At 38.0% G+C, this 15,389-nt stretch carries 18 protein-coding genes; all 18 read left to right on the top strand.

Annotated features, from left to right (window positions below):
- Window positions 1-115: 115 nt before the first annotated feature.
- Entirely contained in the window at window positions 116-691 is a 576-nt protein-coding gene (locus GF867_RS05885) for a terminase (RefSeq protein ID WP_366927765.1), read from the top strand.
- Complete coding sequence (metK, locus tag GF867_RS05880; protein ID WP_153832178.1) at window positions 691-1,848, top strand: methionine adenosyltransferase; 1,158 nt, start codon at window positions 691-693, stop codon at window positions 1,846-1,848. The genes GF867_RS05885 and metK overlap by 1 nt, the downstream gene beginning before the upstream one ends.
- On the top strand, window positions 1,838-3,076 hold the full coding sequence (locus GF867_RS05875) for a site-specific DNA-methyltransferase (protein WP_153832177.1): 1,239 nt from the start codon (window positions 1,838-1,840) through the stop codon (window positions 3,074-3,076). The genes metK and GF867_RS05875 overlap by 11 nt, the downstream gene beginning before the upstream one ends.
- A gap of 49 nt (window positions 3,077-3,125) precedes the next feature.
- Entirely contained in the window at window positions 3,126-3,338 is a 213-nt protein-coding gene (locus GF867_RS05870; RefSeq protein ID WP_153832176.1) for a DUF4314 domain-containing protein, read from the top strand.
- A gap of 156 nt (window positions 3,339-3,494) precedes the next feature.
- Window positions 3,495-5,060 (top strand): terminase large subunit, encoded by a 1,566-nt coding sequence (locus tag GF867_RS05865; RefSeq protein ID WP_153832175.1) that lies wholly within the window; start codon window positions 3,495-3,497, stop codon window positions 5,058-5,060.
- A gap of 127 nt (window positions 5,061-5,187) precedes the next feature.
- A complete protein-coding gene (locus GF867_RS05860; protein WP_153832174.1) occupies window positions 5,188-5,949 on the top strand; it encodes an HNH endonuclease in 762 nt (253 codons plus the stop codon).
- An 86-nt stretch (window positions 5,950-6,035) separates the two neighbouring features.
- Window positions 6,036-7,277, top strand: coding sequence for a phage portal protein (locus GF867_RS05855; protein ID WP_153832173.1), 1,242 nt, complete (start codon window positions 6,036-6,038; stop codon window positions 7,275-7,277).
- Window positions 7,267-7,968, top strand: a complete 702-nt coding sequence (locus tag GF867_RS05850) for a head maturation protease, ClpP-related (RefSeq protein ID WP_366927764.1) — start codon at window positions 7,267-7,269, stop codon at window positions 7,966-7,968. The genes GF867_RS05855 and GF867_RS05850 overlap by 11 nt, the downstream gene beginning before the upstream one ends.
- A 5-nt stretch (window positions 7,969-7,973) precedes the next feature.
- The gene (locus GF867_RS05845) at window positions 7,974-9,161 is read left to right on the top strand and encodes a phage major capsid protein (RefSeq protein WP_153832172.1); all 1,188 of its coding nucleotides are present in this window, start codon (window positions 7,974-7,976) and stop codon (window positions 9,159-9,161) included.
- Complete coding sequence (locus GF867_RS05840) at window positions 9,161-9,433, top strand: head-tail connector protein (protein ID WP_153832171.1); 273 nt, start codon at window positions 9,161-9,163, stop codon at window positions 9,431-9,433. The genes GF867_RS05845 and GF867_RS05840 overlap by 1 nt, the downstream gene beginning before the upstream one ends.
- Window positions 9,433-9,771 carry a phage head closure protein gene (locus GF867_RS05835; RefSeq protein WP_153832170.1) on the top strand — a complete coding sequence of 113 codons (339 nt, stop codon included), beginning with the start codon at window positions 9,433-9,435 and terminating at the stop codon, window positions 9,769-9,771. The genes GF867_RS05840 and GF867_RS05835 overlap by 1 nt, the downstream gene beginning before the upstream one ends.
- On the top strand, window positions 9,768-10,145 hold the full coding sequence (locus tag GF867_RS05830; protein ID WP_153832169.1) for an HK97 gp10 family phage protein: 378 nt from the start codon (window positions 9,768-9,770) through the stop codon (window positions 10,143-10,145). Before GF867_RS05835 ends, GF867_RS05830 begins: the two co-directional genes overlap by 4 nt.
- Window positions 10,146-10,149: 4 nt before the next feature.
- Window positions 10,150-10,479 (top strand): hypothetical protein, encoded by a 330-nt coding sequence (locus tag GF867_RS05825; RefSeq protein ID WP_153832168.1) that lies wholly within the window; start codon window positions 10,150-10,152, stop codon window positions 10,477-10,479.
- A complete protein-coding gene (locus tag GF867_RS05820) occupies window positions 10,469-11,059 on the top strand; it encodes a major tail protein (protein WP_153832167.1) in 591 nt (196 codons plus the stop codon). The genes GF867_RS05825 and GF867_RS05820 overlap by 11 nt, the downstream gene beginning before the upstream one ends.
- A 2-nt stretch (window positions 11,060-11,061) precedes the next feature.
- The gene (locus tag GF867_RS05815; protein WP_153832166.1) at window positions 11,062-11,439 is read left to right on the top strand and encodes a hypothetical protein; all 378 of its coding nucleotides are present in this window, start codon (window positions 11,062-11,064) and stop codon (window positions 11,437-11,439) included.
- A 222-nt stretch (window positions 11,440-11,661) separates the two neighbouring features.
- Entirely contained in the window at window positions 11,662-12,168 is a 507-nt protein-coding gene (locus GF867_RS05810) for a hypothetical protein (protein ID WP_153832165.1), read from the top strand.
- Window positions 12,169-12,229: 61 nt separating this feature from the next.
- Entirely contained in the window at window positions 12,230-15,025 is a 2,796-nt protein-coding gene (locus tag GF867_RS05805; protein WP_153832164.1) for a phage tail tape measure protein, read from the top strand.
- The gene (locus tag GF867_RS05800; RefSeq protein WP_366927763.1) at window positions 15,025-15,387 is read left to right on the top strand and encodes a hypothetical protein; all 363 of its coding nucleotides are present in this window, start codon (window positions 15,025-15,027) and stop codon (window positions 15,385-15,387) included. Before GF867_RS05805 ends, GF867_RS05800 begins: the two co-directional genes overlap by 1 nt.
- The last annotated feature ends 2 nt before the right edge of the window (window positions 15,388-15,389 follow it).

Here is a 15,389-nt window from a genome sequence, read left to right as displayed (position 1 = left end):
GGGGGAGGTCAAATCTCTAAACCTTTCCTCCACGGATAACGGTGTCGCCCTATCGCGCACAAAAAAAGCAGTTCAAAGGGGGGTATAAGGCCAGTCGATAGAGGAGGTAGATATTGTGGCGCGAGATGGAACCAGACGGGGAGGCAGACGTCCTCGTTCAGGAGAGAAACCCGAGGCTTTGGTTGATAAATTGGCCAAGGGAAAACAAGCTCATATTATCGATCTACCTGACTTTAGTCCGGACCCTTTATCAGTGGGTGATTTAGAAGTCGAGAGCAACCCTCAAGGAAACGAAATGCCAAATCCATCAGAATACTTGTCAGCGAAACAACGTGATGGCACAAATCTTGAGGCAGGTGAGATTTATATTGAAACGTGGGAATGGCTTAAAGGTAGAGGCTGTGAACGATTAGTAAATAAGCGATTAATCGAAACTTATGCGCAAGCGATGGCACGTTACATTCAATGCGAGGTAGCAATCTCAACCTTTGGTCTTTTAGGGAAACACCCAACAACAGGTGGTGCCATTGCCAGCCCATTCGTAAGTATGAGTCAAAACTATCAAAAACAAGCGAGTCTTATTTGGTACGAGATATTCGATATCGTAAAACAAAATTCAACAACTGCTTATGTAGGAAATCCGATGGAAGACACCATGGAGCGGTTACTGAGAAAGAAAGGAAATGGTTAATGTTTAAAACAGCTGAAAGTGTCTGTATGGGTCATCCCGATAAATTATGTGATTACATAGCGGATTCAATTTTAGATTGTTGCCTTTTATATGACCAAAATGCTAGAGTCGCCTGTGAGGTTTTAGCAACCAATGGCAAAATCATCCTCGCTGGAGAAATTTCAACGACTGAAGAAGTGAATGTTTTGGACGTTGTAGATGTGGCTCTTTGGGAGAGTGGTTACAACCCGGATGAATTTGAGGTTTATAATTTAATTAATAAGCAAAGTGCTGATATCGCATCCGCAGTCAGTCAATCGTTAGAAGTCAGACAAGGTGATAATACCTCATACAATTTATTAGGTGCTGGAGATCAGGGAACCGTCTATGGTTATGCGACGAATGAAACGAATTCATGCTTACCTTTAGCTTTAGATTTGGCACATAAGTTGTGTAAACGACTCGATACTTTACGTATTGATGGTGTGATAGAAGGTATTCATTCTGATGGGAAAGCTCAAGTAACGCTTGAATATGATGGAGAACGGTTATTGCATGTTCATACTGTTCTACTATCCGTTCAACATGACGAAGATAAAGATATCCAGCAATTAAGAGGCGAATTGATTTCAGAAGTCATTTTACCTATTTTTGAACATTATCCCATTGATAAAGAAACAATTATTTTGATTAATCCCTCTGGTCGATTTGTAACGGGTGGACCCACGGCAGATACAGGCCTAACGGGTCGCAAGATTATGGTGGATACCTACGGAGGTTTGGCAGCTCATGGTGGGGGTGCTTTTTCAGGGAAAGACCCGAGTAAAGTAGATCGTTCAGCTGCTTATATGGCTCGTTATATTGCGAAGAATTATGTCAAAGCAGAGATCTGTTCGGAGTGCTCTGTTTCATTATCTTATGCGATTGGGAAAGCTAAGCCTGTCATGGTCCAGGTCACTTCTCATGAAACAAGCAAGTATAGTGATGAAGTATTAACTGATTTTACTAAGCGGTACTTTAACTTAAAACCAGGATCCATAATAGACTTTTTAGATTTAAGAAAACCTAAGTATAAAAAGACGGCTCGATATGGTCATTTTTCATCTTTTATCTACTTATGGGAACGTACTTTTGATTGTTACAAGATAAAGGAGGCATTAGAAGATTATGCAGATTAAAAAGAAAAAGATCACTGACCTAATACCAGCGGATTATAATCCTAGAAAAGATCTTCAGCCGGGTGATCCTGAATATGAAAAATTAAAAAGGTCTGTTGAGACTTTTGGTTATGTCGAGCCGATTATTTGGAATGAACAGACAGGTCGAATTGTCGGAGGGCATCAACGTTTAAAAGTCATGGAGCACTTGGGATTTAAAGAAATTGAATGTGTAGCTATTAATATTGATGAAGACCAAGAGAAAGCTCTCAATGTAGCTTTGAATAAAATCTCTGGTTCATGGAATGAAGATAAACTTATGAGCTTGATTACTGATTTAGAAGGTTCAGACTTTGACGTATCTCTTACTGGTTTTGATGTAGCAGAACTAGATGAGTTGTTTAAAGCTACTTTAACCGAAGGTGTTGAGGATGATGATTTTGATGTGGACGAAGAATTACTGAAATCTTCATTTTCTAAGTTAGGGGATATTTGGCACTTAGGTAAGCATAAATTATTGGTAGGAGACTCTACAAAGGTAGAGGCATACCAACAATTGATGAATGGTAAAACAGCTAATCTAGTATTAACTGACCCACCTTATAATGTGAACTATGAAGGTATGGCTGGGAAAATAAAAAATGATCAAATGGAAGAAAATGAGTTTTATCAATTCTTACGCAATGCCTTTTTTGGTATTGAAACTGTAATGAGCGATGATGCGTCCATCTATGTATTTCATGCAGAGATTGAAGGATTTACTTTTAGGCGAGCTTTTAAAGAAGCTGGCTTTTATTTATCAAGTACATGTATATGGAAGAAGAATTCGTTGGTTTTAGGTAGAGCACCTTATCAATGGCAACATGAACCTATCTTATTTGGATGGAAAGCCAAAGGAAAGCACCTATGGTATTCCGGTCGTAAGGAGACGACTATTTGGGAGTATAACAAGCCAAAACGTAGTGAAGATCATCCGACCATGAAACCTGTGCCACTTCTAACTTATCCAATTCTAAACTCAACAATATCTAACTCTATAGTGCTCGATCCATTTGGAGGCAGTGGTTCAACCCTTATTGCTTGTGAACAAACAGACCGTATTTGTTATACGATCGAACTCGACGAGAAGTTTGCGGATGTGATTGTAAATCGTTATATTGAGTTGGTTGATAATGATACTGAGGTTAAAGTTGAACGAGATGGAGTAGAATTTTCATATAAAGAAATTATGGCTATGAAGGTTGATTAGACTTGCTTTTCACTTCATTTAGAGGGTACATGTTACTGGAGGTGATAACATGTTTGATTCAAAGCGTGTAGAAATATTAAGAGATAAATTTCCGGTAGGTAGCCGAGTCAAACTTATTAAAATGGATGATCCACAGGCACCCCCTGTGGGTACTTTAGGAAGAGTTAAGTGGGTCGATGATCTTGGGTCTTTGTTAGTCTCTTGGGATAATGGGTCTAGTTTAAATGTACTTGATGGAATTGATAAAGTCGTAAAAATATAAATAACTTGTTTAACGTAGATTTTGATTTTAATTATTATGACAGCGAACGTTCAATCGCTCTCCATTACAGATACGTCTGACGGAGGGCTTTTTTCATGCATTTTTTCGGAGGTGATAGCAATAAGAAAGCTAAAAAACTATCAGCCAACAAGATTTATGGCGGAGGATTCTTACTATGACCAAGATAGTGCAGATTTTGCGGTGAATTTCATACAAGCCTTGACGCATACGAAGGGGCGTTGGGCAGGGAAGCCGTTTGAATTAATTGATTGGCAGGAACAGATTGTTCGTGATTTGTTTGGTGTCCTAAAACCAGATGGATATCGCCAGTTTAATACGGCTTATGTGGAAATACCTAAGAAACAGGGGAAGTCGGAACTTGCAGCAGCGATGGCTTTGCTTCTATGTTGTGGGGATGGAGAAGAGCGTGCCGAGGTCTATGGTTGTGCTGCTGATAGACAACAAGCGACGATTGTATTCGATGTTGCTGCGGATATGGTTCGAATGTGTCCAGCCCTAAATAAGCGGGTAAAGATACTCACCTCACAAAAACGAATTATTTATCAACCGACGAACTCCTTTTATCAAGTGTTATCAGCAGAGGCTTATTCAAAACATGGTTTTAATATTCATGGAGTCGTGTTTGATGAGCTGCATACCCAACCGAACAGAAAACTATTTGATGTTATGACTAAGGGATCAGGGGATGCAAGGACACAACCCTTATATTTTTTAATTACAACAGCAGGAACTGACACACAGTCTATTTGCTATGAAACGCATCAAAAAGCTGAAGATATTATTGGAGGAAAAAAAACAGATCCAACTTTCTATCCTGTTATTTATGGCGCTGAAAAAGAAGACGACTGGACTGATCCGGTAGTTTGGAAAAAAGCCAATCCCTCATTAGGGATTACAGTTCAGATGGATAAAGTACATCAAGCTTGTGACTCAGCCAAACAAAACCCTGCAGAAGAAAATGCCTTTAGACAATTACGTTTAAACCAGTGGGTTAAACAAACGGTTCGCTGGATGCCCATGGAGGTTTGGGATGCTTGCAGCTTTCTATTTAATCCTAAAATTCTTGAAGGGCGTGTTTGTTATGGAGGACTCGATTTATCCAGTACATCAGATATTACTGCGTTTGTGTTGGTATTCCCGCCAGAAGATGAAGATGATAAGTATTACATCCTCCCTTATTTTTGGTTACCTGAAGATAGTCTTAAATTAAGAGTTGCTCGTGATCATGTAAATTATGATTTATGGGAAAAGGAAGGTCACTTATTAACCACTGAAGGCAATGTCGTTCATTATGGTTTTATTGAACAGTTTATTGAGGAATTAGGAATGAAATACAATATACGAGAAATAGCTTTCGACCGTTGGGGCGCCATACAAATGGTTCAAAACCTAGATGGTATGGGATTTACAGTTGTTCCATTCGGACAAGGATTTAAAGATATGAGTCCACCAACGAAAGAATTAATGAAGATTGCTTTAGAGAAGAAATTTGCGCATGCCGGTCATCCCGTTTTACGTTGGATGATGGACAACATTTTTATTCGAACGGATCCAGCTGGTAATATTAAACCAGATAAAGAGAAATCTACAGAGAAGATTGATGGGGTTGTGGCGACTATAATGGCTTTGGATCGTGCTTTAAGACATGGAAGCATTATGGTGGAGTCAATATATGACGACCGAGGGTTGTTCTTAATATAATTAACGTTACTCTCTTAATATCAAAATAATTGTATCTTACTTAATATATATTACTAATATAACATAGATTCTAATTAAAACTGGAAATTATGATACTATTAATAAAAAGATACTAGGAGGTAAGTAAATGGATTGGATAATTTCAGCTAATGGAAAAATTTATGACCATTCAGCAGCATTTGAAAGATGGGGATTTATTGACTGGAGACAAACAGCTAATTATGAAGTAGGAGATACTATTTATATCTATTGCACGGTTCCGATACAGAAAGTTATGTATAAAACAGTTGTTGAAAAGACTAATATGACTTCTGATGAAATTGTAAACGATGAAATTTTTTGGTTTAAAAGAGAAGAGTATATAAAATCTTTAAGTTACCCTTATTCAAGATTAAAACTAATAAAAAAAATAGATACTAAATTACTATCATTAGATAATTTAAAAGAAAATGGACTAAAAGCCGCACCTCAAGGCCCGACAAGATCAAATAGTAACCTTAGTGACTATATAGAAAGTTGTTTTAGAATAAAAAATCATGACATTATTTACCCTGAGAACGATGTTGGCAGACTAAAGGAAGGTAGCGTTATGTCTGTCACTATTAATTCCTATGAGAGGAATAGTAAAGCAAGGAAAAAATGTATTGAACATTATGGAATATCTTGTCAAGTATGTGGTATGAATTTTGAAGAAGTATACGGACAATTGGGGGAAGGTTACATCCATGTACATCATATTGTACCTCTTTATAAAATTGGAGAAGAATATGAAGTTGATCCAATTAATGATTTGATACCAGTGTGTCCTAATTGTCATGCGATGCTTCATACAAAAATAAATGGTAAACCTGTTACTATTTCTGAATTAAAAGAGAAATTTAAGCAATAAATTGAAAGCTATAAGTATCTACTAAGGTAGATGCTTTTTTGTTTGATTAGGGCCTTTTCAATTACTTAAATGCCAGGAGGAAAGACATGAACCCATTGAAAAAATTGTGGAGCCAGCTCATTCGCAGTCCAGTTGAAAATCGGACGATTGGAGGAGCAGGTTTTAATTTTGGAAATTCGAGCTCAGGTAAAGTAGTCACAGAACTTTCTGCAATGCAGATGACGGCGGTCTATGCTTGTGTTCGGATTTTAGCTGAATCAGTTGCGAGTCTACCACTTCATTTATATTCAAGTAACGAGGATGGAAATAAAGAAAAAGCAAAAGAGCATCCGTTATATTTTCTTTTGCACGATGAGCCTAATCCTGAAATGACCTCGTTTATCTTTCGTGAAACTCTGATGACTCATTTGTTATTGTGGGGGAATGCTTACGCACAAATTATTCGTAATGGAAAAGGCGAGGTCATTTCTATCTATCCTTTAATGCCAAACAAGATGAAAGTAAAAAGAGATAGTCAGTCGAAAGAGATTATCTACGAATACTATCATGAAGATGGAAAGGTAGAGTTAACCGATTTCGATGTCTTACATATCCCAGGTCTCGGTTTTGATGGTTTGATGGGGTATTCACCCATTGCGATGGCGAAGAATGCTATAGGAGTGGCGCTGGCGACGGAGGAATATGGGGCGAAATTCTTTGCGAATGGAGCCCAGCCAGGTGGTGTATTGGAACACCCTGGCATTATTAAAGACCCAGAACGGGTACGGAATTCTTGGTCACAATCCTTTGGAGGATCGAGTAATTCAAATAAAATTGCAGTGCTAGAAGAAGGGATGAAGTACACACCCATTTCTATTTCACCTGAACAGGCTCAATTTTTAGAAACACGAAAATTTCAAATTAATGAAATCGCTCGAATTTTCAGAGTGCCCCCTCATATGGTTGGGGACTTGGAGAAGTCGAGCTTTTCTAATATTGAACAACAATCGCTTGAGTTCGTGAAGTACACCTTAGATCCTTGGGTCCTTCGATGGGAACAAGCAATGAATCGTGCATTAATACCAAAGAAAAATAAACAAACCTATTTTATTAGTTTTAATGTGGATGGCTTACTTCGTGGAGATTATGAAAGTCGTATGAATGGTTATGCTACTGCAAGACAAAATGGTTGGATGTCAGCGAATGATATTCGAACACTTGAAAACTTAGACTTAATCTCTAAGGAAGATGGAGGTGACTTATACCTAGTGAATGGGAATATGTTGCCTTTAGAAAAGGCTGGCTCGTTTTATCAAAATAAGGAGAGTGAAGTAAGCGGTGAAGTGTAAGAAATTTTGGAACTGGAAAGTGCCCGAAGAAAAGGAGCCAAGAACCTTGTATTTGAACGGCACCATTGCTGAGGAGTCCTGGTTTGAAGATGATGTGACACCTGAGTTATTCCGTGAAGAATTATATGTTGATGAAGGGGATATTGTTATTTGGATTAACTCACCTGGAGGCGATGTGATTGCGGGGGCTCAGATTTATAACATGTTAGTGGAGTATCCAAGTCATGTCACGATTAAAGTAGATGGTATTGCGGCTTCGGCAGCTTCAGTCATTGCAATGGCAGGTGATGTTGTATGTATGAGTCCTGTTTCTATGATGATGATTCATAACCCGATGACTGTAGCAATCGGTGATCATGTTGAAATGGAAAAGGCCATCGATATGTTGGCGTCTTTTAAGGATTCGATTATTAATGCTTATGAGAAAAAGACCGGCTTGTCACGTAGTGAACTTTCGCAGTTAATGGATGCAGAGACTTGGATGGATGTGGGAAAAGCGATGGAATTAGGCTTTTGTGATTCTGTACTTCAAACACCATCTGATTATGTTTATAACGAATCAAAAGCAACGATGCTTTTTTCAAGGAAGGCAGTGACCAATTCACTCTTAACAAAAGTGAAAGAAAGTCATGCAGTTTCTGCCAAAGAATTAGTCAGTCGTTTAGATACTATCAAAAACCAATGGGGGTAATTAATATGATGCAACAATTAATTGAACAACGTAGTGAAGCTTGGAATCAAGCAAAGGTATTTGTAGAAAGTCACCGAGATGAAAAAGGCTTAATGTCTGATGAAGACCATCAAACCTATACCCAAATGGAAGCAGAAATTGAAAACTATACTCGTGAAATTAAACGAATGGAGCGTGAAAAGCAAATGGATCAGTCCTTAGCACAACCTACTTCAAAACCCTTAACTTCCATGCCAGGGAATACGAATTCCCATGAAAAATCAGGTCGAGCTCGAGATGAGTATAAACTTGCAATGTTAAATGCCTTTCGTTCTAACTTCCGAAATGTATCGAACGTACTTCAAGAAGGTATTGATACTCAAGGCGGCTATTTAGTACCAGAAGAATACGACGAACGCTTGATTCAAGGGTTAGAAGAAGAAAATATTCTTAGACAATTGGGAACGACCGTCACCACCTCAGGAGAGCATAAAATTAATATTGCGGGTGCCAAACCTGCTGGTGCATGGATTGAGGAAGGTGACACCTTAACTTTTGGAGAAGCTGGTTTTGATCAAGTGGTTTTAGATGCTCATAAACTTCATGTTGCCATTAAAGTGACTGAGGAACTGTTGTATGATAATGCGTTTAATTTAGAGAATTATCTACTTGAACAATTTGCGAAAGCTTTAGCTAATGCGGAAGAAGAAGCTTTCCTAAATGGTAATGGACAAAATAAACCTTTGGGTATTTTTGCATCTACTGGTGGAGGAGAAGTAGCTGTTACTACAACGAGTGAAAAGATTACTTCGGATGATATTTTAACTTTAGTCTATGCCTTAAAACGTCCGTACCGTAAGAATGCTGCTTTTATTTTGAATGACTCCACTTTAGCAGTATTACGCAAGTTGAAAGATAACAATGGCGCTTATATCTGGCAACAATCATATTTGCAAGGAGAGCCTGATCGATTATTAGGGTATCCAGTTTATTCTTCAGCGTATGCACCGGAAGTAAAAGCTGGTCAGCCAGCAATTGCTTTTGGAGACTTCTCTTACTACAACATTGGAGATAGAGGAATTCGTTCATTTCAAGAGCTAAAAGAGTTATTTGCTGGCAACGGTATGGTTGGTTTTGTAGCAAAAGAACGTGTTGATGGAAAGCTAGTGTTACCTGAAGCAGTTCAAGTCTTATCTATCGGCGGGGCAGGCTAATGCTAAACCTAGATGAGGCTAAGGTTTATCTGAGAGTGGATGATGATCATGAAGACCATTTGATTCAGGGTCTTATTGACTCTGCTCTGGTACTTTGTTTAGATGTTATTCGCAGTGATTCTGTTGAACATTTGGAGGCTAATCCTCATGCTAGGTTAGCCATGTTATATGTAATCGCTTATTTTTATGAACACCGTGAAGAAGCAGACTACCATGAATTGACGCTGACTTTAAGGGCTCTTTTATTTGGATTGCGTCAGGAGGGATTCTGATGCAAATCTCAAAATTTAATGTAAGACTTATCATAGAAAAATCAGTTCCAATTCAAGATGATATTGGTAATTGGGAGGATCTTTGGCAACCTTATTATTCATGTTATGCGCGAGTGGATTCAAGGGGACAATCTGGTGGTGAAGTTGCTGTGGCAGGTATGGTTGTCGATCGTAGTGACTTGATTTTCACTATTCGGTATACGCCTAAGTTAAAAGATATCGCAACGACGGATTGTCGAATTTTATTTGAGGGAGAGCTCTATGATATAAAACGGGTGGATTTTATGAACTATGAAAACAAAACCTTGAAGCTGTATGCAAAGAAGGCTGAGCGATGAGTAAAGTAAAAATCGATCAACTTGCAGATGAAATTATGAAAGGTCTAACTGAATATGCAGACTTGGCTACCGATTCAATGAAAGAAGCTGTGAAGAAATCAGGTCAGACGGTGCGTAAGGAAATTAAGACCCAAGCACCGAAATTATCGGGTGATTATAAAAAATCATGGGCAGTTAAAACTGAGCGAGAAACTGCAACACGATTATCTTTGGTGGTCCACTCTAAAAATCGCTACCAACTGGCACATTTGTTAGAGCATGGACATGCTAAACGTGGTGGTGGACGAACGAAGGCTATTCCTCATATTCTTCCTGCAGAGGAATTCGGAACTAAGCAACTTCAGGAAGATATTGAAAGAGCGCTGAAAGGGTGAGTGAATGAAAAAAATTATAAATATGCTAAAAGAGATAAACTTACCTTATGCTTATGATCATTTTGCGGAAGGGAATGCACCTAAACCACCCTTTATCTGTTATCTCTATACTGGGTCGGATAATTTCTCTGCAGATGGTATGGTCTACTTAAAGAAAAACCAAGTCAACTTTGAATTATATACAGCTAAAAAAACTGTAACGATAGAACAAACTGTCGAAGGTGTCTTAGATCGGTATGGCATTTTTTATAACAAGTCTGAAGTTTATATAGAGTCTGAGAAACTTTATGAAGTCTTATATCAATTTACTTTGGAGGTAGATTATGAGAAATAAAGTAAAATTTAACGTCTGTAATGTGCATTATTCGCTCATTACTAAAACAGATGAAGGGTATAATTTTGGAATTCCTGTTCCAATGCCAGGAGCAGTATCAATTTCCTTAGATCCAAATGGTGAGCCAGAATCTTTTTATGCAGATGGGATTGAGTATTACACCATCTCTAACAATATGGGATATGATGGCGATTTTGAAGTAGCTTTAATTCCAGAATCATTCCGTATTGAAGTGTTGAAAGAAAGTATCGATTCAAATCAAGTATTAGTAGAAAATGCCAATTCAGAAACTGCTAACTTTGCTTTACTATTCGAGTTTGACGGAGATAAGCATAAAATTCGTCATGTTATGTATAACTGTTCAGCAGCTAGACCAGGGATTGAAGGTAAAACTAATGAGGAATCTCGTGAAGTTCAACCAGAAACAATAACTATTTCAGCACGACCGTTAGCAAATGGGCTAGTGAAAGCAAGAACTGGTAATGGAACAACACAAGAAACTTATGATACATGGTATAAGAATGTGTATTTACCTGTTGAACCGACTGAAGTTACAACTCCTGAAGGGACTGGTGCCTGATTATGGCCATTCAAAGACTCATTGAAATTGATGGTAAAGAGGTGGCTTTTAAAGCCTCGGCTGCAATCCCAAGAATCTATCGTCTAAAGTATGGGCGAGATATTTTTAAAGATTTATCCCAACTGGAGGTGGGCATGAAAGAAAACGATGAAGGGCAATCTAAGTTGGACATCGAGTCTTTAGAAATTTTTGAAAATATCGCCTTTGTGATGGCAAAGCATGCAGATCTTAAAATCTGTGAGGATACGTCAGAATGGTTAGAACAATTTAATACCTTTTCCATATATCAAGTTTTACCTCAGTTGATTGAATTATGGGGATTGAATGTACAGAGTGAAGCTGAACAAAGAAAAAAGTACAAGCCACCGAAAGGGAAATGAGTGTCCCACTCTTTATCTTAAGAGCAGTACAACTCGGTCTCTCCATGGCTGACTTAGAAATGTTGTCGATTGGATTAGTAAATGATCTGTTTATTGAAAATATGAATGATGTGTACCCCTATCAACAAGTAGCTACACAGGATGATTTTGATCATTTTTAACTATATAGTTCTTAAATTGTATTTTAGTGTATAATTAATCTAAAATACTAGAAATGCGGTGATGGAATTGGCTGATCAAATAATCTCAGAAGAAAAGGCTAAGGAAATGATTGGTATAAGTAATTGGCGTGAAATGTCAAAAAATAAAATTGTGGATTTCATTAATTTAATACCGAATATAGACCGTGAAGTGGCAATGAAAGCTATTGAACAATTTCCAGCTTATGCAAACTTGTCAAAAGAAATGGTTACTCAGTTATATGGACTTACTCAAAAAGCACTAGAATCTAATGAACAGAGTAATTCTGCATCGATAAAAGCTTATCAGTCAATTCTAGATGAATTAGGAATCATTCTACAAAAAGAAAATATTAGTACTGAAGAAAGACAATATGTAATAGATAAAATGGTAGAAGTAGCTGATAAAATTTCGGTAAAAGATATCGAAAATAAAGATTTATTGGATAAATGGTTAAGGTACGGGGGAACAGTTGCATCAGGTTTATTAGTACTTGGATCGGTTATATTAGGTGTAAAGTCAGGAAAGTTCCCAAATCTAAAGGGTTAAAATGTAGCATCTATCTTTTGATAGGTGTTTTTTGTATGCAGACAATTATGGAGGTGGTTGTATGTCTAAACGAATCAAGGGTATTACTGTTGAGATTGGTGGGGACACAACCAAACTCCAAGATGCCTTAAAAGATGTTAACAAAGAGATTAAAATTACGGAGTCTCAATTAAGGGATGTCAACAAACTTTTGAAGTTGGACCCAGGGAATACTGAATTACTTGTTCAAAAACATAAGTTACTTGGACAAGCAGTTGACGAAACAAAGAATAAACTATCAACTCTAAAGGAAGCTCAACAAAGTGCTAATCACGCTCTTGCTCAGGGAGCCATCTCTCAAGAGCATTATGATGCACTCCAACGTGAAATCATTGAAACTGAAGAAGCGTTAAAGTCTTTAGAGAAACAAGCGCATAGTTCAAATAATACTTTGGCTAATGTATCTATTGTTGGAGAACAATTTCAAGCTACCGGAGAAAAAATGAAATCAGCTGGCCAGAAAATGATGCCAGTGACTGCGGTTATAACTGGAATGGGAATAGCTGCAGTAAAGACATCTTCTGATTTTGACACTGCGATGAATAAAGTATTAGCAATCTCAGGTGCTACTGGTGAGGAGTTTGATCAACTCCGAGATAAAGCACGTGAGATGGGGGCTAAGACGAAGTTCTCTGCAACGGATGCGGCTAATGCGATGAATTATATGGCTATGGCAGGTTGGAAAACTTCAGACATGATTAGTGGTATTGATGGAGTCATGAACTTAGCTGCTGCTTCGGGAGAAGATTTAGCTTTAACCTCAGATGTTATTACCGATGCCTTAACTGCTTTTGGCTTACAAGCATCTGACTCGGCTCGTTTTGCTGACGTACTTGCAGCTGCATCTTCAAATGCAAACACCAATGTTTCTATGATGGGGGAGACATTTAAATATGCGGCTCCTATTGCAGGAGCACTTGGATATACCATTGAGGATACTGCTTTGGCTATTGGGTTGATGGCTAACGCAGGTATTAAGTCTTCTCAAGCAGGGACTTCGCTTCGTACCATTATGACTGAACTTCAAGGAGACTTAGTTTTAACGAGTTCTTCTTTTGGAGAGGTGATGGTACAAACTACTAATATGGATGGTAGTATGCGTGGACTCACTGAAATCATGACGGATTTGAGTGTCGCATTTTCTTCTATGACCGAAGCAGAACAAGTTGCTAATGCTGAATTATTAGTAGGTAAGCAAGCGATGTCCGGTTTTCTTGCGATCATGAATGCGGCACCTACGGATGTAGATAAGCTGACGAATGCGATCATCAATGCTGATGGTGCAGCTGAGTCGATGGCAATCACTATGCAAGATAACCTTGAGGGTGAATTGGAAGAATTAATGTCTGCGCTAGAAGAAGTTGCTATTTCTTTTGGGGATATTTTGATGCCAGCAGTCCGAGCCATAGTTCGTGGATTAAATGGTTTTGTGAATGCTATTAATGCTTTACCAGGCCCAATCAAAGGAGTAGTAGCTGTAATTTTAGTGTTAGTAGCTGCAATTGCTCCCTTATTGATCATTGTAGGCCAGATGATGACAGGACTTGGTTCCATTATGATAAATGGGCCTAAACTCATTGGAATGTTTAGTGGAATTGCTACATTTATAACTGGAAGTCTCGTGCCAGCGATAGGTACGGTCATTGCTGCAATTGGCCCTATACCTTTAGCTATTGGAGCTATTATCACAGCAATTGTTCTGTTATGGAATAATTCTGAAGCTTTTCGAGAAGGTGTCATAGCAATATGGGAGTCCATAAAAGAAGCTACAAAAGTTGCATGGAATGCTATAAGTAACTTTTTGTCTCAGCTGTGGACCAGTACTCTTGAAGGTGGAAAAGCATTATGGAAAGACTTCTCTAATTTCATGTCTGATTTCCTTTCAAATCTTGGTCAATTTATTCAATCGTCTTGGCAATATATTCTTGCTACCACTCGAACAATATGGAATGGATTGATCCAGTATCTAGCTTCTACCTGGCAATCTATCCAACAAACAACGGTGCAAATTTTAAATGGAATTGGTCAAGTTATTGTAAATACGTGGAATAGTATTACTCAAACTACTAGCAATATTCTAAATGGTTTGTTTAATCTAATTCAAAATACATGGCAGGGAATCAGTTCTACTATTAGTGATGTCATGAATGGTATCGGACAGTTTATATCAAGTGCCTGGAATAATATTGTTTTATTTATTGGCAATGTATTGGGAACAGCTATTTCTTATGTTGCTGATGCTTTTAACTCTATTTTAAATAATAGTGTGAATGCGATGAGTAGTTTACAAGATATTATTTACCAAGGGTTTATGGGAGCAGTGAGTTTCATAAGAGATATAGTTTCTCAAGCAGGAACTTGGGGATGGGATTTGATCATCGGGATTGTAAATGGGATCAGCAATGCAACAGGTCACCTTATCAACTCAGTGAAAAATGTTGCTGAGATAATTTGGTCTTATCTTCACTTCTCAGTACCAGAGATTGGTCCTTTGACGGACTATGAATCCTGGATGCCTGACTTTATGGCAGGATTATCAAAAGGGATTGATAAGTCTCGTAATTTAGTTAAAGGTTCCATGAAAAGAGTAGCCCAAGATATGATATTAACTCCTCGAGTACCAGCTCTAAGTCATGCTGAAATCTCACCATCAATATCGGGAATGAATAATGAAATTGAATCGTTAGTTAATAAACTAAAATCCTCGAACCAAAATCAAGGCGATCTGATTATTCCGGTATATCTAGGGGGAACTTTACTCGATGAAGTGATCGTCAATGCACAGATGCGACAAAATATAAGGAGTGGTGGTAGATAGTGAGTCACCAAGTCTATTTGATCATTAATAGTATTACTCTACCTTTGCCAACTTCTTATGTGTTGGAATACCGAGATATTGAAGCAGAAACCGGAGGAGAAACTGAAGCAGGAACTATTCAACGAGATGTTGTTCGTCATGGAGTAGTATCGATTGGTGTCACATTTAATTGTAGTCCCCAGTGGGTAAAGATTTTTTCAGGCTTGAAGCAGAACTCGATGCTTCAGGTTAGGTATTTGGATACAGAATCCTTGGAACTTAATACAAGTAATATGTACATTGAGGGCTTATCAGTCAAGTTAATAAAAGACACTTCCTATAAAGGTTTATGGGAAGTGTCTTTTATTTTGAATGAATATTAAGG

Source organism: Fundicoccus ignavus (assembly GCF_009659375.1).
Classification (GTDB): Bacteria; Bacillota; Bacilli; order Lactobacillales; family Aerococcaceae; genus Fundicoccus; species Fundicoccus ignavus.
Note: the sequence above shows the minus strand (reverse complement) of the source record. Positions and strands in the feature narration are given on the sequence as shown.